Source organism: Labilibaculum sp., from assembly GCF_963664555.1.
GTDB lineage: Bacteria > Bacteroidota > Bacteroidia > Bacteroidales > Marinifilaceae > Labilibaculum.
Genome location: NZ_OY761461.1, coordinates 4,336,168 through 4,358,395 on the forward strand (window position 1 = coordinate 4,336,168; position 22,228 = coordinate 4,358,395).

Consider the following 22,228-nt stretch of genomic DNA (forward strand, 5'->3'; position numbering starts at 1 on the left):
TATCAACAATGAATAAGTTTCTGAATTTCCTATTCTCTATGCAAATGATGGGAGTGCTCATCATTTTATTTGCTTTCTCAATTGGAACAGCAACCTTTATAGAAAATGATTTTGGCACTTCAGCTGCCCGAGTGTTGGTTTATAATGCTTGGTGGTTTGAGTTAATGTTACTTTTACTAACCATTAATTTGGTTGTAAATATTTTCAGATACAAGCTCTACAAAAAGAGAAGTGGTCTATATTCCTGTTTCATGCAGCCTTCATTATCATTTTTATAGGTTCAGGGATTACCCGATATATTGGTTACGAAGGCAATATGCACATTCGCGAAGGACAAACGACCAATCAGATTACTACAATGAACTCCTACATTGATATCCAGGCACAAGCGAATGGAAAAATCAGTCAACTAAGCGAAAAAATTACTGTTTCATCGGTAAAAACAACGGAATTTAGTGATGATTTGAATATCGACAATAAAAATGTTGAGATATCACTTAAAACAATGATTCCAAATGCACAATCGACCATTGCACAAGACCTGAATGGGACACCGATTATTGAGATGGTTGCGGTTGGTTCTGCTGGTATGGCAGGAATGCAGAATTTTACTCTGGCTTACAACGAACAAAAAAACATAGGTGCCAATCTTTTAGCATTTGGAAGTAATCCCAATGCAAATACTATTGTTTTCGATTACTCGGATAGCTTAAGAATAATTTCGCCCACTGAATTTTCGGAAGTAAGTATGATGGGGGGAGATCCAATTTCAATGGAAGCTAATAAATGGCACGTAGTATTTCCTAAAAAATTATACGACTTAAACGGAACCAAAATAGTAATCAAAAACTTTTTCCCTTCGGCAATTTACAAATACATACAAGGCAAAGATAAAAATGCCCCAACAGTACTTGTATTTGATGTGAAAAGCGGAAATGAGCAAAAGGAAATGATTGTAAAAGGATCTGATAATTATGTAGGCGTACCTGGTAATCTGACGATAAACGGTATTGATGTTGCAGTAGCTTATGGTCCAAAAACAATTGAAATTCCATTTTCCCTGAAACTGAACAAATTTATCTTAGATAGATATCCTGGCTCGAACAGTCCATCATCATTTGCCAGTGAAGTAACCCTTTACGATAATACAAAAGGCATCGAGCAAAACCATCGTATTTTCATGAATAACATTCTTAAACACGATGGATTCAGATTCTTTCAGGCATCCTATGATACAGATGAAAAGGGAACTGTTCTTTCGGTAAATCACGACCAGTGGGGAATGAGGATTACCTACCTTGGGTATTTTATTCTGATGCTGGGGATGGCCTGGTCACTGATTAGTCCGGCTACCCGTTTTAAAGCATTGGGGGCAAAATCGAAAAGTGTGAAAGTTCTTGCTGTAATGGCTTTCTTGATTGCAGGCAGTCTTTTACCGGCTTCGGCGCAAAATCAAATATTGCCAATTGTTCCGTTAAAGCAATCGCAGAATTTTGGAGCATTATTGGTACAAGATAATGGCGGTCGTTTCGAACCCATTAACACCCTGGCCAGCGAAGTTATTCGCAAAATCACTAAGAAGAATAAGTTTCAGGGATATCCTGCCGATCAAATTTTTCTTAGTATGATTGTAAATCCTCAGCAGTGGCAAACCGTTGCCATGATAAAGGTTGGGAATTCCGAATTGGCTAAGGAACTTGGCATTTCGGGTAAATATGGATCATTCAGACACTTTTTAGACCAACAAGGTCAATACAAATTATCGAAGAAAGTACAAGATGCCTATTCAAGAAAACCATCGCAGCGTACAGGTTACGATAAAGAAATTATCTCGGTTGACGAAAGAGTTAACATCAGCTATATGGTGTTTACAGGTGAATTCTTAAAAATATTCCCTGATCCGAACGATGACATGCACGCCTGGTACAACCCAACTGCTGAACTGGCTTTTACCGGAGATGATTCTTTGTTTGTAAAAAAGTCTATTCTCTTGTTAGGACAAGCCTTAAACAATGGCGATTTTGTAAATGCAGACAACTATATTGCAGGCATAAAAACCTACCAAAACCGATTTGGACAAAATGTGATTCCATCTCCAATCAAACAAAAAATTGAGATTCTTTACAACAATACAAACATCTTTAAAAGATTATTTCCCTACTATTTACTAATTGGTTTCTTTTTAATCGTGTTTCTGGTGATCCAGATTATCAACCCGAAATTCCAGGTAAAGTGGATCATGCGCGCAGCCATGCTGATATTAGGAATTGGCTTTATTCTGCATACAACCGGATTGGCTGCCAGATGGTATATTTCAGGTCATGCCCCATGGAGTAATGGTTTTGAATCGATGACTTATGTGGCATGGGCTTGTTTGCTTTCAGGATTCATATTTGTAAAAAAATCGGATTTTGCATTGGCTGCAACATCAATTCTTGCGGGATTAACTCTTTTTGTAGCTCATTTAAGCTGGATGAGCCCAGAGGTTACCAATTTGGTTCCTGTGCTTAAATCGTACTGGCTAACCATTCACGTGGCCATTATTACTGCCAGCTACGGATTTCTTGCTCTGGCTGCAATTTTAGGAATGATTAACCTCTTCCTATTCAATTTGCAAAACAAGAATAACATCCCTAGAATTAAGAGCACTGTTACGGATCTTACCCGTATCAGCGAAATGACCATGACCATCGGTTTGTATTTTCTAACTATCGGAACTTTTCTGGGTGGTATTTGGGCCAACGAATCGTGGGGACGATACTGGGGTTGGGATCCTAAAGAAACATGGGCACTGGTAAGCATTTTGGTATATAGCTTTATACTGCACATGCGTTTTATTCCCGGCTTAAAATCGGTTTACTCCTTTAATATTGCTTCGGTTTGGGGCTACAGCTCAATCTTAATGACTTATTTTGGTGTGAACTACTATTTGGCAGGTATGCATTCGTACGCTAAAGGCGATCCTGTTCCGGTGCCAACCTGGGTGTACTACACCGTTGCAATTGTTCTGATTCTAAGTTTAACTGCTTACTTCAATTACAAAAAATACAATACCGAGCCAGAAGAGGTGGAGGCATAAGAAAAACAGAAAGACCTGACCGATTTTTGAACCTTGTCAGGTCTGAAAAAATTCAGTTAAAAAAGCGGGAATCCATCCAGATTCCCGCTTTTTACATATTCTAATCACTTATTTACCCGCAATCAGCATAGCTGATAATTGATCAATAAACTTATCATTTGTGCCACAGCATCCACCAAAAATTTTGAAGTCGAATTCCCGATATAATAACTGCATTTCATCAACCATACCAACAAAATCACCTTGTTGCAGAATACCACAGTTATTCAACTCTTCCGGACTCAACACAGACGAGTTTGCCTGAATGCCTTTAAATCTTTTTAAAAGGATATCCTTGTCATTAACTTCATTTGCCAAAGCCTGTCTTACATTGGTTGAATGCACACAATTAGTCATGTAGCAGAGTGGCTTTACATTTGTCTCCTTGTCAATTAATCTTATAGCTTCGGAAATGGGAGTTCCATCCAGTAAACAACCATTTTTTTTGATCATGAAACTAATAATATATGGAATTTGAGAATCAGCCATTGCCCGAGCCATACCTAAAGCTTCATTTATTTCCGGCATAATGCCTGCAAATAAATAATCAACCTCTTCTTTTGCAAATTGAAGTGTTTGTCTCCTATGAAAACGATATGCCTCATCAATCCCTAAAACAATTTCACTGCCATACGCATCCCCCTTACAGCCCAACAATCCACCTATCATTATACTTTCTGCACCATCAGGATATTGATTTTTAATTTTATTTAGGAAGGCACAAGAATCCGCAATGATATCTTTATCACTAAAACAGGATTCTTTTACAGATTCAAAATTCACTTTTCGAGTTGGAGTCATCAGCATAATGGGAAGCTTGTACTTGTCTCCAATATCAACATATTGTTTGTATAGACACTCTAATGCATCCGGATTAGTATACAAAACTCCCGCATGATTGATGTGCTTGTCAAATTCCACATCAAATTCATCTCTTAATCTCTCAACCAATGCTCCTTCGGTTAGTAGTACATCCGAATTATGAAATAATTTTTCAAATATCATAGGTCAGTTAAATTCTCTAATTTTTCAACGCATTCAATATAAAAAGAAATGCCTAAAAAAGGAACCCAATAAGGTTCCTTTTCTATATAATAAAAGTATTTACTTATGCCTTATTCGTAGTAATCACAAAAATGATGAGTGGCTCGTCAGTAGTGTTTTGCACCGAATGAAATCCCTCATTGCTTACTGCAGTGATGCTTCCTTTCGTGATTTTATGGGTTCTCACTTTGCCATCTTCGCCTGCCTTATCGGAATATTCTCCTTCGCCATGCATTACTACATAAACCTCTTCTTCGCCTCTTGGACCGTGATTGTGAAATCCGGCCTGATCGTACTTGTTTAAAAAGACCATGAAGCAACCAATCCTGTTATTGATCAACTCATCCGCATCAAACATCTGCAAGAGGTAAACAATGCCATTGCCGCCATACATTGGCTGACGGGTATCTATGCGAACAACCGACCTTTTGTCCTGTCCAAATGGAACAACCGAAAGATCGATGTACTTCGATACAATATCAATTACCTGATTGGCATCCTTTATCTTCATAGAATCGAATGGAGTTTGGTTCCCGTTTAGTTTACAGAGATCAAATGGATATCGAAAATAAGAACTGATCCTCCCGGAATACTGGAATAGTTATAACTACCATAAGCCAAGGCTGCAGGAACAAACAACTTTCCCTTACCTCCTTCTTTAAAATAGGTAATACCTTCTTTCCAGCCTTTAATTACCTCATCCAATCCAAAAGAAACTCCTGCTGAACTACTTTCATCGAAAACAGATCCACTCAAAAAATAGCCTTTGTAGGCCACAGTTACATTCGACGTACCTGTTGGCTGTGCTCCTGCTCCTTCCTCTTCAATTGTATAATACAAACCTGAATCGCTTTTGGTTGCACTTATGCTGTTTGCCTCCAAATAAGCGAGTATATCTTCATCATTCTTTGCAGCAATCATTTCAGGAGTATATACCTCGATTTCAAAAATCAGTACAGAACCTCCGGGAATACCATTGTAATCTTTACTGCCATATCCTAAATGGGCAGGTATTAATAACATTCCTTTGCCACCTTCTTTAAAATGGGTAAGTCCTTCGGTCCAACCAGGAATAACACCTTGTAAATTGAAGGAAACTAAATTCCCTTTACTATCATCGAAAACCGTACCGTTGGTATAATAACCTTTGTAGGTAACAGTTACGTTAGAACTACTTGTAAGCTGTGCTCCTGTTCCCTCCTCCTCAATTACGTAATACAGACCCGATGCAGTTTTTTCTGCAGTTAAATTGTTTGCGAGCACATAAGCTGCAATCTCTTCTTCATTCTCTGCCCTGTAATCTTTTTCATCATCGGAACCCGAACATGAAACCAAAAAGGCAAAACACAGGGCTAATAAGCTATACTTCATATGATTTATAATTTGTTTTTGATTTGCCATATGGAACTTACCATGCTGGAATAATTATCCCTCAATGTAAAAAACACCTTGGCATGGACGTTTCATATCTATCTGTTTTTTATTGAAAAAACAAATATAGTAAAAACTGGGAATGTTCAGGATTGTGATATTCTAGAACTTCTCTCCAACCCTCTCCTGAAGGAGAGGGAGTTTAAAAACCGAAGCTGTTTTCCCTTCTCCTCTAGGAGAAGGATAGGATGAGGTATCAAGGCTATCGAAGAGATGTATTTTTAATGCCCCGGCTGAAGCAGGGGACAAAGAAAAGAAGACCGAACCATCGTCATTCTGAGCGTAGCCGAAGAATCCTTTCATTAAAATAAGATGTTTCGACAAGTTCAACATGACAGCTACACCTCTACCGCACGATTGTATCGTGTGGCACTAACTTTACAATAGTAAGGAACGCGATACAATCGCGCACTAACAACGCTCTTTATCTGCATTTTTATATTACCCACAGGTCACAAATTTTCGGGAGGTGATTATTTATTCTGGTATTACACCAATGGTGATTTCAACCTTGCCGTCTCTTAGTGTAAGAAGATAACTAAAGCCTTCTTTCCTCCAAATTTGCTCTATACTTTCTATTTTATCCGCTATTGCCTGATTGTAAAACTTATTCAAATCATCTACTTGAATCAATTCTCCTCTCTCAAAACTGTAAGGTTCTAAATTGATATAAGTTTCATCGGGTAAAGAAGTAAAATGTAAATTGGCTATTCTTTGCAAACGCTCAATACCTTGAGCAGTAGTTTCAGTTTCCATATACCTGGCATATACCCAAAAGATTAATTCACCCAAAGATCCCGGATCCACACCCGCAGTAGTAATCTCGTAAACACCATTTTCTGTATCTAAACCATAATAAGGAAGCATACTATATTCTTGCACATAGAAGTTCTCAAAGTGTTTCTCAAAATCACTACGTTGCTTCAATACAAAATCATCCAATTCGAATAAGTCGATTTCTTCGTAAACACCTTCAGAATCTTCTTTGGAACATGATGCAAATAAAAACAGAAGTGAAATAAGAATAAGGTATTGATTTAGTTTCATGATCTATTTCTTAAAGAGATTTTAATTTAGAAGCCTCAGATTATATATCTGCTAGAGCGTGTAAATCCTCATTTTCTGTAAAATTCATAGCCTTGCATTTCTTATTATTTGAGATTAACATTGAACTATCCAAATATACAGTTAGAAATTGCAACAGATTCCAAACTTACCAAATTATATTCACTCCACCCACCCCTTAATAATCAAAGCACACAAAAATTATCCACACACATTCTCCACCACAAACCTCTTTGCAAACAAAATCCAATAATGCACAATCGTACTCTATTTGTAATAGCTTAAATTCTCACTTCCTCGTCCAAATTCAAAATAGACGTTCTCTTTTACCACTAAATACCTCTGCACTGCAAAACTCAGGTGTAAAAAAGGCGTTCGACAAGGCTGTTGGCAGCAAATTGAAGGCAAAATTGGCCTTCAACAACATTGCAGTGTTAAATTTGAGGGGCAACAAGCTGTTTTTCGCATGTGTAAAACAGATTTGAGAGGCAGAATGGGTAAAAACCTCATCTGCAAAGGCAAAAATGAGAGGCAAACTGCTGTTTTTCGCGTATAGAATCACTTTCTCAACACAAAAGATGGGTGAACAGCCTTGCCGAACGCACTTTTTACTGCTAAAACAGCCCATGCAGGTTCGTTGAAGTGCTTTTTTGCCTTAGCAGGAAGAAACAATGGGCTGCAAACAGTCCTCTCGGAACAGGAACAATGCAAACAGCCTAATCGAAGGGGATGTTGACTGCAAATAAACTGCAGACATCTTTGTTTTACATTAAAAAACAACAAAAATCATACAAGATAAAGATTCATGTAAAATAAACAAGCTGTCAAACCTGCCAACTTTCAAATCTCACATTTAACATCAAATAGTTAACCAATACTACTTATTGTTTATTTATTTTTTTCTAAATTAAACCTTCGTTTAGTCCAAAATCAAATTAAAACACAAACAATTATGAATCAAAAAATTTTTCATTACTGCAACACGTCCGAAATTAGTACGGTTGCAACCAATCTTTTAATTGCCTTTTCGGAAGGCGATTGGAGCGCAGATATGGCTTTAAGTGCCATTCTTACAAATTTGGGCAGTGAAAATGAGATTTTCACGAAATCGATTCGTTTCTCGAAGAGTGGTGCGCAGCCAAAAATCCTTCATGAAAAAGATGAGATTGCAGACCAACTCTTTATCTGCACCAAGCTGTTTATTTGGGCAAACTTGCATGCTCCCGAAAAAGACATCGCCGAAAAGGCACAGCGTATTTGGAGTATTTTCGATGCTAACAATCTGAATCTGCACCGCCTGAGCTACGAAAGTCAGATGGCCTTAACAAAATCATTAATCGAGAATATCAATCATCCTGATGTAAGACCTTCTTTAGACAGTTTGACGGGTGTTCCACTCCGATTTGATGCCTTTGCAGCTGCATCCGAAGATTTTAGAAGTACTTTCCTGGAATTCCAGCAATCTGCTGCCGGTTTAGAAAAGGTGACTCCTGCATCAACTCAAAAAAATGTGATCCGTAAAATTATTAACGATCAGCTAACTGCTTATCTGGATAGCATGGCGCTTGCTCTTCCTGAAAAGTACGCTGCAATTAACAGTGTAATTGCCCAGCACATCGAGAGCATTAATACCAAGGCCCGCGCACGCAAAACCCGAAATACCGCCACCGAACCTGAGCTGAACATTACAGAATAACGAACTATTATTTGGACTAAAAGGAAAGAAGGAACGGTTTAATCTGTTCCTTTTTTTATGGCTATTAGAGAATACCTCTCCCCAGCCCTCTCATAAAAGCAAGGGAGTTTTACAAATCCATAAAACAAAAAAAATTGAAGCTGTTTTCTCTTCTCCTTCAGGAGAAGGATAGGATGAGGTATCAGGACAAATAAATTATTTACTACGCACCAACCACAATCCCAGAAAGGTTAATGCCCCGTTAATCATCAGCAACTCAAACCCGATGGCAATTCCAAACCAATCCACCGAATTGTCTTTTAGGATGTAACAGATGATCGGTGATAAAATGGCAACAACAGGTACCAAATTATCTTTCACTTTCAGTTTGGTAAACAAGCCAAAAGCATACAATCCCAACAATGGACCGTAGGTGTAGCCCGCAATGGTGAAAATGGCGGCGATTACAGAATCGTCGTTAATGGCGCGAAATATCAATATCACCACAAGTAAAAGCAGCGAAAACAAAAGGTGCGACCGGAATCTTAATTTTCTGGTATGTGCCTCATCGTTTTCATCGGCACCTAAAATATCAACCGTAAAAGATGTGGTTAGTGATGTTAATGCCGAATCGGCGCTCGAATATGCCGCGGCCATCAGTCCAATTAAAAAGAACAGGCTAACCACTGGTCCTAAATACTGTGTGGCCAAAAGCGGAAACAGATCATCTCCTCTTTCGGGAATTGCAATGCCTTCGTGCTGAGCAAAAATCAGCAGCAAAGCACCCAAAATCAGAAACAATAAGTTTGCCGGAATAAAAGCAAAGCCATACCAATACATGTTCTTTTTGGCTTCGCCCAGATTTTTACAGCTCAGGTTTTTCTGCATCATGTCCTGATCCAATCCTGTCATCACGATGGTGATAAAAGCTCCGGTAAAAAATTGCTTGAAAAAATTCTGCTTGCTTTGCCAATCTCCAAATTCAAACACTCTTGAATAATCGCTTTCGCTGATGGTATTGGCTAAACCGGCAATATCCATATTCAGCCTATCCATTATCAGGTAAATACTAATACCAACCGCCAAAAGCATAAAGAGAGTTTGAAGTGTATCGGTCCAAACAATGGTTTTTATTCCGCCCTTAAACGTGTACAGCCAAATCAGCAATATGGTAATTAAAACAGTTACGAAAAACGGCACATTCCAGGCATCAAAAACCGTAATCTGCAACACATTTGCCATTAAAAACAACCGAAACGAAGCTCCAATGGTTCTGGACAGTAAAAAGAAGGATGCTCCGGTTTTATAGGAAGTTTTACCAAATCGTCCATTCAAGTAGGAATAGATTGAGGTAAGGTTCAGCCTATAATAAAGTGGCAACAGAATATTTGCAACAACAATATACCCCAACATATAGCCAAACACCATTTGCATATAGGTAAAATCGATAGACTTTACCCACCCCGGAACCGAGATGAAAGTAACGCCGGAAAGCGATGCTCCAACCATTCCAAATGCCACTACATACCATGGCGATTGTTTGTTACCAACAAAGAAAGCTTTATTATCGGCCCTGCGGCCTGTGAAATATGATATAATCAGCAGAAGGGAAAAATACCCAACAACAACAAGTAGAATAGAAACTGGTGACACAGGCTGAATTTTAAAATGTAGATCAAAAATAAAGAAAGCATTTAAGACTGCCCAAAACAATTGCCATTGAAAAAAGAATTCCAACTCTTTTTTCCTTGGATTTTGCTACTTTTGAACTAGACTAAAGAATCGATCGTAAAAATGAGTTACACCAATTTCCCTTCCAAGCTTCTTGAGAATGCTGTTGCTGAGTTTTCAAAACTTCCCGGTATAGGAAGAAAAACGGCATTGCGCCTTGTTTTGCATTTACTGAACCAACCCAAAGAGGATGTAAATCTTTTCGGTTCATCAATTATTCAACTGCGCAATGAAATTAAGCATTGCAATTCCTGCTACAACATCTCCGACACTAATTTATGCGACATTTGTGCCAACCCCAAACGCGATCATGAAACCATTTGTGTGGTAGAAAGCATCCGCGATGTAATGTCAATTGAAAGAACACAGCAATTCAATGGAATTTACCATGTTTTGGGAGGAATCATTTCGCCAATGGATGGAATTGGTCCCAGCGATCTGAAAATTGAACCATTAATTCAGAAAGTAAGCGAAGGAAAAGCAAAAGAAATTATTTTAGCTTTGAGCACTACCATGGAAGGAGATACAACCAACTTTTACCTCTATAAAAAACTGAACAAATTTAAAGTGCCTATAACAACAATTGCCAGAGGAGTTTCCATTGGCGATGAGTTGGAATATACCGACGAAATTACACTGGGAAGATCAATATTACACCGAACTCCATTCGATCAGAATTTACAATAAACAATTAGTAATTAGTAATTAGTAATTACTAATTAGATAAAGTTCGGAGTTCCGTAATTCAAGAACAAGTTTATTGAATACTTATTACTTGATACTTGTTACTTGAAACTTGATCCTTGTTACTTGATCCTTGCCACATGAAACAATCCCTTTTCGGATGTATTTGTCCGTTTCTGTTATTTTATTAATTTCGTGTAGTATTTAGACTAAATAAACACAATCAAAAAAAACACAACACGAACATGGCTAAAATAGAAATCCTGATTCCTGCAATGGGTGAAGGAATCACCGAAGCAACAATTACTCAATTTCTTAAAAAAGTTGGTGATTTTGTTGAAGAAGAAGATTCCATCATGGAAATTGCTACCGATAAAGTCGATTCAGAAATCCCGGCTCCTCAATCGGGTACTATTGTAAAATTCCTATTCAATGAAGGTGACACTCCTCAGGTGGGAGATGTTGTTGCAATTTTAGCAACTGCCGGCGAAGATACTGAGACAGAAAAAATTGAAGAAAGTGCGAAGCTCGAAGAAGCCAAACCCCAAATTGAAACTTCTCTAAAACCTGTCCCTTCCGATTCTGTTGCTCCTCAAATCAGTAATAAAACTGAAAGTGGAACTTTTATCTCTCCATTGGTAAGAACAATTGCTGTTGCTGAAAACATCACCACCGATGAATTGAACCAAATTCAAGGTTCAGGAGAAGCCGGCCGAATCACGAAAAAAGATATTCTCGAATATCTGGAAAATAAAAAATCACAAGCAGGCAAATTAATTTCTGCTGAACCAATTGCCACCCCAATTAGTTCAGGTTCATCTGTGGCAGTTACTGCTCACAAAAGCTACGAGGGCGAAAATGTTGAGATCATTGAAATGGATCGTATGCGTAAATTAATTGCGCAATACATGCTCAATTCAAAACAGGTTTCTCCTCACGTTACGTCCTTTATTGATGTAGATGTAACAGGCTTGGTACATTGGAGAAATAAAGTGAAAGATGAATTCCTGAAGAAGGAAAATCAAAAATTAACCTTCACTCCTATTTTTGTTGAAGCAGTTACCAGTGCTTTAAAAGATTATCCAATGGTTAATGTCTCGGTTGACGGAGATCGGATCATTCGTAAAAAATATATCAATATTGGAATGGCAACTGCACTTCCGAGTGGTAATTTAATTGTTCCGGTTATTAAAGCAACCGATGAATTAAATCTGATTGGCATCACCACAAAAGTTAACGATCTGGCCGGGCGGGCAAGAAACAACAAACTACAGCCCGACGAAATAAAAGGCAGTACATTTACCATCACCAACCTTGGAGCATTTGGCAGCACAACCGGAACTCCAATTATTAATCAACCCGAAGTAGCTATTTTGGCGGTTGGTGCCATAAAAAAGAAGCCTGCAGTAATCGAAACTCCTCATGGCGACACAATAGGTATTCGACACATCATGGTTTTATCCCTCTCCTACGATCATAGGGTTGTTGATGGGGCTCTCGGAGGAATGTTTCTAAAAAGGATTGCTGAAAACCTGGAAAACTTCGATACAAAAAGAACAATATAACCTCAAAAAAAAACTTAAACAAAAGCCATCGAATCTTCTTTGATGGCTTTTTTGTACCAATTCTTTGGCTATTACTCAAAATATCAAACAAAATTATTTATTTTGTACAGTATAAATGTGCAGCATTGACTATTTTAGCAAGAATTTAAACGCGTTAGAGAAAGTTGTAAGTTTTTATTAACAATTCTGCTTTTTTATTACATTTGTTATTGGAGTTTGACCCTTATCTACTATATTTAATTATTGTTAATTAATTTAAACCATATAACCTGTTCAACAGCCCATAAACTGAACAAAAAGACACCTTTTGCGCTAAAGGTTTTTTTTATGGTTCTTATCTCTATTTTAATAGGGATAACTAACTCTCACTCTCTTTTTGCTTCTCCTAAACAGCAAAAAATTAAATCGAAAAGACAATATCAAATCGCAGAGAAATTTCTCGACAATAAAAACTTTTCAAAAGCAGCCATCATTTACAAAGAGTTACTCGATGAATCCTCCCGAAATGCTGATTTAAATTTCAAATTAGGATTGTGCTATCTGAACATTGTGTCAGAAAAAGAAAAATCGGTTGACCTTTTAGAAAAAGCAATTCAATACACCAGCTCAAGAAACAATGTTTCAATGGATGTATACTTTAATTTGGCGAAAGCATATCATGCCAATTACCAATTTAAAGAAGCTCTAAAAGTTTACAAAGATTTATTGCAGATCATTTCACCTCAGAATACATCCTTTCGAAATGATATTCAGCGCAATATGCAAATGTGTAAAAATGGTATTGAATTGATGAAGAATCCAGTAAACATCTCCATCATCAATCTGGGAAATAAAATAAACACCGAATTTTCTGAACATAGTCCGGGAGTTACTGCTGATGAAAGCACCATGGTTTTCACTTCAAGGAGAAACGGTACCGGAAGCAAAATTGATTCTGACGGTCAATATTTCGAAGATATCTATATCACCCACCGCACCAATGGAATCTGGTCGGATCCGGTGGGAATCGCAAAGCTCAACACAATCGACCACGATGCCTCCATCTCCATTTCGGCTGATGGCCAGGAACTATATATTTACAAAGCTGGTTTTGTTAATAGCCGGGAATCCGAAGGCGGAGATATTTACAGAAGCAGACTGAATGGCAATGAGTGGAGCAAACCTGAAAAACTGGCTCCTGTTATCAACTCATCAAGTAAGGAAAGTCATATTTCAATTTCTGCTGATAACAGAACAATATTCTTTTCCAGTAATCGTCCGGGCGGATTTGGCGGCATGGATGTTTACACCGTTACCAAACTTCCCAACGGAAAATGGGGCCGCGCAAAAAATCTAGGCCCTGCTATCAATACCGAATATGATGACGATGCTCCCTTCATTCACCCGGATGGAAAAACCTTATATTTTAGTTCTGCCGGTCATAAAACGATGGGCGGATTGGATATTTTCAAAAGCGTAAACATCAAAGGCCGCTGGACTGCACCTGTTAATGTCGGTTACCCAATTAATTCAACAGACGATGATATTTATTACACTCCAACACCCGATGGCAAAAGAGCGTATTTTGCTTCCTACAGAAAAGGCAGCTTTGGAAGAACGGACATCTTTTTAATCAAAACTCCTGACGAAAATACAGCGGGACTATTTGTACTGAAAGGAAAAATTATCAATTCGAGCGGCGATGTGGTTATAAATTCTAAAATCACAGTAAGTAAAGATGGAAATGTAATCGGAATTTATACACCAAATGCCGCAACGGGTAAATTCCTGTTTATTGTTGATGCCGGTAAAAAATACGATATCGAAATCGTAGCTGAAGGTTACAGAACTCTTCGTACCATTTTAAATATCCCCCCCGAATTTGCAAACAAAGAAAATCACAGTGTTATTACCCTGCTTCCGTTAACATTGAGAACCAAGGATGAACCGGACTATCCAAACACTTTGGAACTGATCGATTTGGATGAAAGTAAACTAAGTGAAATTGGTTCACTTCCTCCAACCAAAGATTCTATTCCTGAAGACAAAAAGTTCATCACTCCTGAAGTTAGCAGTGATACAATCAGTGCCAACGAAGAAATTAAAATCGATTCTGTTGTTCCGGCAGAAATTAAAAAGGATATCATAAATGCAAAAGACAAATCTGGTAGTACCACGATTCTTCCCGGTAAAAATCTGATTCCAATAAAAAATCCGGTAACAATACCGAAAATGAAAAAAGACGAGCCAGCCCAAGAATCTGAAAATATTGATATTAAGGCGCAAGCCGAGTTAATTAAACAATCAATTGTTAATGCCCAAAACTCAAAAATTGAGGTGTTAAATTCTGGTGATTTAGCATTCACGTTGGATTTAGGAAATTTTAATTCGCCACAACCAGAACTTTTTGCAACCCTTGATGGTGTGAAAGAGACCATTGGTCCGGACAAGAAATACCACTACACCTACGGTAAGTTCAAAGACTATAAGAAAGCTGCTAAAGCTCAAAAGGATATTGTTTCTAAAGGATTCACAGCTTCAAAAATCAAAATTTTATCGAACGATAATTTAATTCAAGAACAAACTGGCGGAGAAACTTATTACACCATTCAGATAATGGCGCTGAAACTATACGTTGAAACAGACTTTTTTGATAATCTGGATAATGTAAAAGCTTTCCGCGGAGGTGATGGCTATACCCGATATACCTATAAAAAATACACATCCTATCAGCATGCTGTTACCGAAATGAACAGATTGATTCGAATGGGATATTGGGATGCATTTGTTCGTACTGTAATCAACGGTCAATTGCTGTATTCCGGAATGAAATATTCCGAAAAAGACACCTACACCATTCAGGTAATGGCGCTTCGAAATCCCAAACCCTTATCTTTCTTTTCTGATTTGGGGAATGTTACTGTTTTCTCTGATGTAAATGGATTGTACCGCTACACCTATCGGACATATCAAAGTAAAGGTGCTGCTGTTAATGATTTGGGATATGTTCTTAAAAGAGGCTATTGGGATGCTTTTGTAAGAAAATCTCTTTCGGGAGAACATGTATTGAATTTCAATACTGATGAAACAGATAACTTCTACACAATTCAGGTAATGGCTCTTCGAAACGCCAGACCTCTTTCCTACTTTAGCAACTTGGGAACTGACAGCCTTCAGATTTATAAGGGAAACGATGGTTTATCCAGATATACTTTTCAGAAATATTCATCATTGAAAAAAGCCAAAAGCAGGCTTTCCTCAGTGACGAAAAAAGGTTATCTTGATGCCTTCACAAGGGAAATTAAATGGTATAATGAACACTAAAATGCAAATCCTTGAAGGTAAAAATATTCGATTACGGGCTCTTGAACCTACCGATTTAAAACTTCTCTACAAATGGGAGAATGATTCTACTATTTGGGAAGTCAGTCATACCTTAAAACCATTTTCAATTTTTATCTTAAAGCAATATCTGGAATCATCACATCTGGATATTTTTGAGACCAAACAACTCCGCTTAGTTATTGAATTAGTTGAAACAAATACGCCAATAGGCCTAATCGATCTATTCGATTTTGATCCATTTCACCAAAGAGCAGGGATTGGAATCTTAATAAATGATACCGAAAACAAAAACAAAGGATTTGCTTCGGAAGCCTTACAAATCTTTTGTAACTATGCATTTAGCACTTTGCAGGTTCATCAGCTATACTGTAATATTACAGCCACAAATGAAGTTAGCCTTCGCTTGTTTACAAAACAAGGATTTAAAATTATGGGAAATAAAAAAGATTGGATCCGTTCAAAAAACGGTTGGCTTGATGAATACAGCCTACAAAAAATTAATCCTGCAAACCATTAATACTTTCATAAAAAGGAATTTCCGGAATAAATTTAAAACTCTTTTTGTCATAATCCATTTGGCAGCAATAATGCTGTAAACCATTGGTAACAACCAAAAAAGGGACTCTCAGTTTCATATTGTAACGTGCAATCTGATTGAAAACATCCTGAGTTATCTTTACCTTAACCGATTTGCATTCAACAATCATAACAGGTTGTGCATTATTATTATACAAAACAATATCGCTGCGCTGCGGAAGAAGATTAACATCCACTTTCTTTTCAATTGCAATTAAAGATCCCGGATACCTCTTTTCATTCACCAAATATTGAATGAAATTTTGTCTGACCCACTCTTCAGGAGTCAATGCCACATACTTCTTTCGAATACTGTCAAAAATTAGTTTTCTTTGCAGTTCAGATTTTATTTTAAAGGAATAAGTTGGTAAATTTAAATTTTCCATAAAATTGCAGTTACAGCCCATAAAGGTAGAAGATTATTCCTGATATTTAATTACCAAGCCCACATGAAAACAAAAGAGGAAATTGTAAAAAACTGGCTAACCAGATATACCGGCCGAGAACTCACTGATTTTAGTCCATATATTCTTCTAACTAATTTTAATCACTATGTTGAGCTGTTCGCTGAATGGCACAATGTTGAAATTCTGGGCGAAGACAAAGCAATGCCAAATGCATCGGCCGAAAACATTACCATAATTAATTTTGGTATGGGGAGTCCGAATGCCGCAACAATTTTAGATTTGCTAAGTGCTATTAAACCCAAAGGAGTTCTTTTTTTAGGCAAATGCGGAGGATTAAAGCGTAAAAACAAACTTGGCGATCTAATTCTTCCAATAGCCGCAATTCGCAGCGAAGGAACCTCTAATGACTATCTGCCTGCCGAAGTCCCTTCTCTGCCGGCATTTAGTCTTCAAAGAGCAGTTTCTCAGGTCATTTCAGATCGAAACAGAGACTATTATACAGGAACAGTATTCACGACCAACAAGCGGGTATGGGAATTCGACGAACGTTTCAAAAAGTATCTGTCTAAAACCAGAGCCATGGCTATTGATATGGAAACGGCAACAATATTTACTGTCGGATTTTATAATGGAATTCCTACAGGAGCTTTGCTTTTAGTTTCGGATCAGCCAATGATTTCTGATGGAATAAAAACAGATGAAAGTGATGCAAAAGTGACACTTGATTTTGTAGAAGAACACATCCGAATAGGTATTGAATCCTTAAAAGAAATTATGCATAATAAGCAATCAGTAAAACACTTACGCTTCTAACACAAAAACCTATGACATTTGAGGATATTCTTAAAAGCCTAAAAAAGAAAGAATACGCTCCGGTTTATTTTTTAATGGGAGAAGAAAGTTTTTTTATCGATCAGATTACTGATTACATTATTGAGAATGCACTGAATGAATCTGATAAAGATTTTAATCAAACAATACTGTATGGAAAAGATACCGATATTGGTACCATAGTAACCACTGCCCGAAGGTTTCCAATGATGGCTGAAAAACAATTGGTAGTCGTTCGGGAAGCTCAAAATATAAAAAACATTGATCAGCTTCTTTCCTACATTCAGAATCCATTGCATTCAACCATACTGGTAATTAATTACAAATATAAATCCTTAGACAAAAGAAAAAGCTTCACAAAAGAGATTGCTAAGAACGGAATCTTATTTGAATCGAAAAAAATCTATGAAAATCAAGTTCCCGATTGGATAAAAAATTATACCAGTCAACAAGGATATCAAATTGATTCGAAAGCGTGCTTTTTACTTGCTGAATTTTTAGGCAACGATTTGGGTAAAATTACCAATGCAATTGATAAATTAACCATAAATATCACGGAGACTAAAACAATTTCGCCCGGCGACATTGAAAAAAATATTGGGATATCTAAAGATTTTAACAATTTTGAATTACAAAATGCATTGGGCAAAAAAGATGTTTTTAAAGCCAATCAAATCATAAACTATTTCGCTACGAATGAAAAAAATAATCCAATGATTGTAACCATTGCCTTATTACACTCGTATTTCTCAAAAGTTTTAAAGTATTATTTTATCAAAAATAAAACCAATGATAAAATGGTAGCTTCTACTTTACAAATTAATCCTTATTTTATAAAAGACTATAAACTGGCAGCAAAAAATTACAACCCCAAAAAACTAGTTGCTATAATTGCACTGCTGCGGGAATATGATCTTAAATCGAAAGGAATTGGAGATGTAAGTACGAAGCATGGAGATTTATTAAAGGAATTAATCTTTAAAATTCTTCATTAGAATTTTGATTCATAAAAACAGTAACAAAAATTAAGTTGTACATAAATCCCAACTATGAGATTTTATCTACCCATTTGCCTGCTTACTATACTAATTTGCTTAAACTTCTCAGTAAGTTTCGGGCAGATTACTCCTGTTGCACAAAACGATACGGTTTCAATAACCAATAAAAGCCTTGCAAACGAAGTGGTATATATAGAAGTTGATTTTCTGGAAAATGACAAATTTTCTGATGTTGATGGACTTAAGATTTCAATCTTAAATCAAACCGACCAATATGGAAAAATGCATTTGATAGAGAATAACACTTTAATGATTTACTATCCTTATGAAAATTCATTTGGCACGGATACTATCCGCTATCAAATTTGTAATGAAAATAATAATTGCAGTAAAGCTTTCGTTCTCGTAAATGTTCTGGATCCAAATCAGGTTGAACTTATGATCCCATCATCCTTTACCCCCAACAATGATGGAACCAACGAGAAATTTTTTATCAAAGGAATAGAGAACTATCCTGAAAATGAATTCATCGTATTTTCCAGATGGGGAACAAAGGTTTTTGAAAAACGAAATTATTCAAATGATGATGCCTGGGATGGTGGTTACAATAAGGCCGGCGTAAAATTAGGTCCGGGGGATAAACTTCCCAAAGGAACCTATTTCTTTAAGTTGATTATTAAAGACAAAGAGTATGTGAAAAGTGGCTATATTGTTATTAAATACTGATAATGAATTACATACTAAAACAATCTATTCTCTTTGCATTCATCATTTTATGCTCTGTTACCTTACGGGCTCAGGAAGAAATCCGATTTTCAAATCATAAATACAACCGACTTTTTTACAATCCAGCTTATGCTGGTAACACCGGATTTATGGAAGCTGTTCTTGCCTACCGAAACCAATGGGTAGGAGTTGAAGGATCGCCGGCAACTACAATGGTTTCATTTCAGGCTCCAATAAACTACACAAATTCGGGTTTAGGAGCTGTTGCCTACCACAACAAATTTGGAATTCAATCGGATGTTGCAATCTTTTTTAATTATGCCTATCAAATTCAAATCAACCACGAAGGTAAATTATCAATGGGATTGCAGGCTGGTTTCATTAATAAACAAGTTAATTGGACAGAATTGACTTTTTATGATCCGAACCCAAGCAGTCCTAATGATGCAATAATCCCTGATAATAACATATCAACCTGGGTACCAAATTTTGGATTAGGCTTTTACTACTACACTTCCGAGTACTATTTCAGCCTTTCCATTCCAAGATTACTTTCGAATGATCAGCCCTCAACAGAAGGCATATCAAATAATGTGAGCTTTGATTCAAAATCACTTTTCTATTATTTAGGTGCTGGAGTTACCTTGCCAGTTAACCGGGAAATTAATTTCTCTCCTTCTGTTTTATTTGTTGGTTCACATAAAACCTCGAACCTGATAAATGTAAACCTCGACTTTATACACCATAGCGGTGTATCTGTGGGAGCTGGTTACAGAAGTGATGGCACATGGGCCGGTTTATTTGGCTATCAACTAACTCAAAAACTAAGATTTTCATACTCTTATGAAAAATCTTTCGGAAATTATCCCACAAAAGGCTATACAAATCATGAAATAATATTAAATTACAATTTATCATTACGTAAAAGTCAGATTACATCACCAAGATATTTCTAGTAATATGAATAGGAGCCGAATCTTACATTTTCTCTTAATTATTATATTTGTTCTGTCAGGTGTTTCGGCATCCTTAGCTCAAAATCAGCAAATACAAAAAGTCGATCGTTTGTACAATAACAAAGAGTTTGCGGCTGCTGCTTACTACTATGAAAAACACCTCGAAAATTCTGAAGATATTGAAATAAAGAGAAAACTTGCCGATTGCTATCTTCAAATACAAAAAGATACCGAAGCAAATTATTTACTTGAAAGTATTGTTGCTGATTCGGAAGCCAATGCTGAAGACTATCTGAATTATGCAAATCTCTTAAAGAGAGTTCGCAACTATGAAAAAGCAAAAGTTTTTTTCAAAAAGTATGCGGAATTAAAACCTGAAAACAAAAATATTAGCAACTTGATTCTCTCCTGTGATTTAATTAATGAGTTACAAGATGATCACTTGTATTCTATAGAATCAATTTCTATTAACTCTCCTCAATCCGATTTTGCATCTGCATTTTATAAAAACGGGCTTGTTTTTGTTTCCGGACGAAAAAATAATACTTCGAAACAAATGGATGGTAGAAGTGGAGAATACTTTTTAGACATGTATTTTTCAGAAAAATCGGGAAATAATTTTTTAAGCCCTAAATCCTTTTCTGATAATTTTAACACGAAATATCATGAAGGACCAGCCTGCTTTAGTGCAAATGAAAAATTTATTTTCTTCACCCGAAACAAAGGAACTTTAAATCTGGAAGGGAAGTCGGAATTAAATATTTACACTTCAAGACACAATGATACTGACTGGGATAAGGCCGAAATCTTCCAATTCTCTGGTCAGACATATTCCATGGGCCATCCAAGTATTTCCCCCGACGGAAGACACCTTTATTTTATCTCGAATATGGATGGAGGCTACGGCGGTACAGATATTTATGTTTGTCAAAAGTCTGGATTTAGCTGGAGCAGGCCGATTAACTGTGGCCCTGCCATTAATACTGACGGCAACGAAATGTTCCCGTTTATTGCAGAAGATGGTTATTTATATTTTGCTTCGGACGGCCATATAGGTTTTGGGGGCTTAGATATTTTCAAATCAATTTTTGAACAAAACGAATGGACATATCCAGTTAATTTGGGGCCTCCTTTCAATTCCTCAAAAGATGATTTTGGATATTTAATCAGAAAAAACAAAGAAATTGGTTATTTTTCTTCAAACCGGAATGGCAGCGATGATATTTTTGAATTCAGACAGAATCCTGAAAAAACACAAAATCTACGTGGACGATTACTTGCCAGCAATACCAAAAGTGCTTTAAAAGATGTTGAGGTTATTCTTATGGATAATTTATCCCGAGAGAAATCAACCAAAACAGACGAAAAAGGGCTTTTTTCTTTTGATATTTTTAAAGGCAAAAATTACAGTTTAATTGTCAACAAACCTGGTTACAAAACAAAACGAATTCTCTATTTTGCTCCTGACGAACAAACAGCTCCCAAGCAATTAAATATTGCTATGGATACTACTCATTGGGTACGATTCAAAGGAAATATAATAGATCAGTTTTCTGCCCATGCTGTTGAAGAAGCCTTAATTCAGATAATTAATCAGAGTTACAAAAGTAATTCATTTTGTGTGACTGATAAATATGGTGATTTTGAACAAGAGATTGATCCTTCAAGAGCTTACGAAATCATTATCCAAAAAGATGGTTATTTCACCAAAGTAATCAACAATTACAAATATCAATCAGCAAAATTTGAGCAAATTGAACTTCAAAAATTCTCTGTCAATCAAGATATGGAACTGTACGGAGTTGAGTACGATGAGGGCTCATGGGAATTAAAAGAAAATACAATAATGGAGCTGAACAATTTAGCCAGTCTTTTAAAAGTAAATCCTCATATTTCCATTGAAATTAATGGATTTACGAATCTGGATAAAGGAAAAAAAGAAAACAATATAATTTGCCGGCAAAGAGCAAAAATCGCCTCTGAATATATAATCTCCAAAGGCATAACCCCAAATCGAGTTCAATACAAATCAGCCGGATACAATTCTGGCAGATCAGTTTTAGTTGTAAAACTAACTGAAGCATTTTAAACTATAAA

Annotated in this window: 18 protein-coding genes; 12 read left to right on the forward strand and 6 right to left on the reverse strand. The window is 36.7% G+C overall.

Annotation, left to right across the window (positions count from 1 at the left end):
• The first annotated feature begins 8 nt into the window (after positions 1–8).
• Together ACKU4N_RS17040 and ccsA are read left to right on the forward strand one after the other, a co-directional pair.
• Positions 9–278, forward strand: coding sequence for a hypothetical protein (locus tag ACKU4N_RS17040; protein WP_321318387.1), 270 nt, complete (start codon positions 9–11; stop codon positions 276–278).
• A gap of 38 nt (positions 279–316) precedes the next feature.
• Entirely contained in the window at positions 317–3,079 is a 2,763-nt protein-coding gene (gene ccsA, locus ACKU4N_RS17045; protein ID WP_321318389.1) for a cytochrome c biogenesis protein, read from the forward strand.
• Positions 3,080–3,187: 108 nt separating this feature from the next.
• Here ccsA and ACKU4N_RS17050 read toward each other — a convergent pair whose 3' ends face one another.
• The 4 genes from ACKU4N_RS17050 to ACKU4N_RS17065 all read right to left on the reverse strand — a co-directional run bounded on the left by ACKU4N_RS17050 (position 3,188) and on the right by ACKU4N_RS17065 (position 6,640).
• Positions 3,188–4,123, reverse strand: a complete 936-nt coding sequence (locus ACKU4N_RS17050) for a homocysteine S-methyltransferase family protein (RefSeq protein WP_321318391.1) — start codon at positions 4,121–4,123, stop codon at positions 3,188–3,190.
• Positions 4,124–4,226: 103 nt separating this feature from the next.
• On the reverse strand, positions 4,227–4,673 hold the full coding sequence (locus tag ACKU4N_RS17055) for a cupin domain-containing protein (protein ID WP_321318393.1): 447 nt from the start codon (positions 4,671–4,673) through the stop codon (positions 4,227–4,229).
• Positions 4,674–4,699: 26 nt separating this feature from the next.
• Positions 4,700–5,533, reverse strand: coding sequence for an FKBP-type peptidyl-prolyl cis-trans isomerase (locus ACKU4N_RS17060; protein ID WP_321318395.1), 834 nt, complete (start codon positions 5,531–5,533; stop codon positions 4,700–4,702).
• Between the two features lie 537 nt (positions 5,534–6,070).
• On the reverse strand, positions 6,071–6,640 hold the full coding sequence (locus ACKU4N_RS17065; protein WP_321318397.1) for a hypothetical protein: 570 nt from the start codon (positions 6,638–6,640) through the stop codon (positions 6,071–6,073).
• 970 nt (positions 6,641–7,610) lie between these two features.
• On the opposite strand from ACKU4N_RS17065, the gene ACKU4N_RS17070 reads away from it, so the two are divergent.
• Positions 7,611–8,354: a DUF6261 family protein gene (locus ACKU4N_RS17070; protein WP_321318398.1), complete on the forward strand. Its 744-nt coding sequence runs from the start codon at positions 7,611–7,613 to the stop codon at positions 8,352–8,354.
• 195 nt (positions 8,355–8,549) lie between these two features.
• Here the strand turns inward: ACKU4N_RS17070 and ACKU4N_RS17075 are convergent, their stop codons facing one another.
• Positions 8,550–9,986: a sodium:solute symporter gene (locus ACKU4N_RS17075; RefSeq protein WP_321318400.1), complete on the reverse strand. Its 1,437-nt coding sequence runs from the start codon at positions 9,984–9,986 to the stop codon at positions 8,550–8,552.
• A gap of 141 nt (positions 9,987–10,127) precedes the next feature.
• On the opposite strand from ACKU4N_RS17075, the gene recR reads away from it, so the two are divergent.
• The 4 genes from recR (at position 10,128) to ACKU4N_RS17095 (ending at position 16,154) form a co-directional block, all read left to right on the forward strand.
• Positions 10,128–10,751, forward strand: a complete 624-nt coding sequence (gene recR / locus ACKU4N_RS17080) for a recombination mediator RecR (protein WP_321318403.1) — start codon at positions 10,128–10,130, stop codon at positions 10,749–10,751.
• A 242-nt stretch (positions 10,752–10,993) separates the two neighbouring features.
• Entirely contained in the window at positions 10,994–12,313 is a 1,320-nt protein-coding gene (locus ACKU4N_RS17085; protein WP_321318405.1) for a dihydrolipoamide acetyltransferase family protein, read from the forward strand.
• Positions 12,314–12,640: 327 nt separating this feature from the next.
• Entirely contained in the window at positions 12,641–15,616 is a 2,976-nt protein-coding gene (locus ACKU4N_RS17090) for a hypothetical protein (RefSeq protein ID WP_321318407.1), read from the forward strand.
• Positions 15,606–16,154 carry a GNAT family N-acetyltransferase gene (locus tag ACKU4N_RS17095; RefSeq protein WP_321318409.1) on the forward strand — a complete coding sequence of 183 codons (549 nt, stop codon included), beginning with the start codon at positions 15,606–15,608 and terminating at the stop codon, positions 16,152–16,154. The genes ACKU4N_RS17090 and ACKU4N_RS17095 overlap by 11 nt, the downstream gene beginning before the upstream one ends.
• Here the strand turns inward: ACKU4N_RS17095 and ACKU4N_RS17100 are convergent.
• Positions 16,135–16,599 carry a type I restriction enzyme HsdR N-terminal domain-containing protein gene (locus tag ACKU4N_RS17100; protein ID WP_321318411.1) on the reverse strand — a complete coding sequence of 155 codons (465 nt, stop codon included), beginning with the start codon at positions 16,597–16,599 and terminating at the stop codon, positions 16,135–16,137. The two genes, ACKU4N_RS17095 and ACKU4N_RS17100, sit on opposite strands and share 20 nt — an antisense overlap.
• 63 nt (positions 16,600–16,662) lie before the next feature.
• On the opposite strand from ACKU4N_RS17100, the gene ACKU4N_RS17105 reads away from it, so the two are divergent.
• From ACKU4N_RS17105 to ACKU4N_RS17125, 5 genes are read left to right on the forward strand one after another with little or no spacing between them, the layout of a single operon-like run.
• Complete coding sequence (locus tag ACKU4N_RS17105) at positions 16,663–17,433, forward strand: AMP nucleosidase (RefSeq protein WP_321318413.1); 771 nt, start codon at positions 16,663–16,665, stop codon at positions 17,431–17,433.
• Positions 17,434–17,444: 11 nt separating this feature from the next.
• Positions 17,445–18,446: a DNA polymerase III subunit delta gene (gene holA / locus ACKU4N_RS17110; protein WP_321318415.1), complete on the forward strand. Its 1,002-nt coding sequence runs from the start codon at positions 17,445–17,447 to the stop codon at positions 18,444–18,446.
• Between the two features lie 54 nt (positions 18,447–18,500).
• Positions 18,501–19,175, forward strand: a complete 675-nt coding sequence (locus tag ACKU4N_RS17115; protein WP_321318417.1) for a T9SS type B sorting domain-containing protein — start codon at positions 18,501–18,503, stop codon at positions 19,173–19,175.
• A gap of 2 nt (positions 19,176–19,177) precedes the next feature.
• On the forward strand, positions 19,178–20,131 hold the full coding sequence (locus ACKU4N_RS17120; RefSeq protein WP_321318419.1) for a PorP/SprF family type IX secretion system membrane protein: 954 nt from the start codon (positions 19,178–19,180) through the stop codon (positions 20,129–20,131).
• A gap of 4 nt (positions 20,132–20,135) precedes the next feature.
• The gene (locus tag ACKU4N_RS17125) at positions 20,136–22,220 is read left to right on the forward strand and encodes an OmpA family protein (protein WP_321318420.1); all 2,085 of its coding nucleotides are present in this window, start codon (positions 20,136–20,138) and stop codon (positions 22,218–22,220) included.
• The last annotated feature ends 8 nt before the right edge of the window (positions 22,221–22,228 follow it).

Bases quoted from the DNA above. Each gene is read 5' to 3' on its own strand.
- ACKU4N_RS17125 (WP_321318420.1), top strand. From the start codon at position 20,136: ATGAATAGGAGCCGAATCTTACATTTTCTCTTAATTATTATATTTGTT.
- ccsA (WP_321318389.1), top strand. From the start codon at position 317: ATGCACATTCGCGAAGGACAAACGACCAATCAGATTACTACAATGAAC.
- ACKU4N_RS17105 (WP_321318413.1), top strand. From the start codon at position 16,663: ATGAAAACAAAAGAGGAAATTGTAAAAAACTGGCTAACCAGATATACC.
- ACKU4N_RS17100 (WP_321318411.1), bottom strand. From the start codon at position 16,599: ATGGAAAATTTAAATTTACCAACTTATTCCTTTAAAATAAAATCTGAA.
- holA (WP_321318415.1), top strand. From the start codon at position 17,445: ATGACATTTGAGGATATTCTTAAAAGCCTAAAAAAGAAAGAATACGCT.
- ACKU4N_RS17120 (WP_321318419.1), top strand. From the start codon at position 19,178: ATGAATTACATACTAAAACAATCTATTCTCTTTGCATTCATCATTTTA.
- recR (WP_321318403.1), top strand. From the start codon at position 10,128: ATGAGTTACACCAATTTCCCTTCCAAGCTTCTTGAGAATGCTGTTGCT.
- ACKU4N_RS17115 (WP_321318417.1), top strand. From the start codon at position 18,501: ATGAGATTTTATCTACCCATTTGCCTGCTTACTATACTAATTTGCTTA.
- ACKU4N_RS17085 (WP_321318405.1), top strand. From the start codon at position 10,994: ATGGCTAAAATAGAAATCCTGATTCCTGCAATGGGTGAAGGAATCACC.
- ACKU4N_RS17070 (WP_321318398.1), top strand. From the start codon at position 7,611: ATGAATCAAAAAATTTTTCATTACTGCAACACGTCCGAAATTAGTACG.
- ACKU4N_RS17090 (WP_321318407.1), top strand. From the start codon at position 12,641: ATGGTTCTTATCTCTATTTTAATAGGGATAACTAACTCTCACTCTCTT.
- ACKU4N_RS17095 (WP_321318409.1), top strand. From the start codon at position 15,606: ATGAACACTAAAATGCAAATCCTTGAAGGTAAAAATATTCGATTACGG.
- ACKU4N_RS17060 (WP_321318395.1), bottom strand. From the start codon at position 5,533: ATGAAGTATAGCTTATTAGCCCTGTGTTTTGCCTTTTTGGTTTCATGT.
- ACKU4N_RS17050 (WP_321318391.1), bottom strand. From the start codon at position 4,123: ATGATATTTGAAAAATTATTTCATAATTCGGATGTACTACTAACCGAA.
- ACKU4N_RS17065 (WP_321318397.1), bottom strand. From the start codon at position 6,640: ATGAAACTAAATCAATACCTTATTCTTATTTCACTTCTGTTTTTATTT.
- ACKU4N_RS17040 (WP_321318387.1), top strand. From the start codon at position 9: ATGAATAAGTTTCTGAATTTCCTATTCTCTATGCAAATGATGGGAGTG.
- ACKU4N_RS17055 (WP_321318393.1), bottom strand. From the start codon at position 4,673: ATGAAGATAAAGGATGCCAATCAGGTAATTGATATTGTATCGAAGTAC.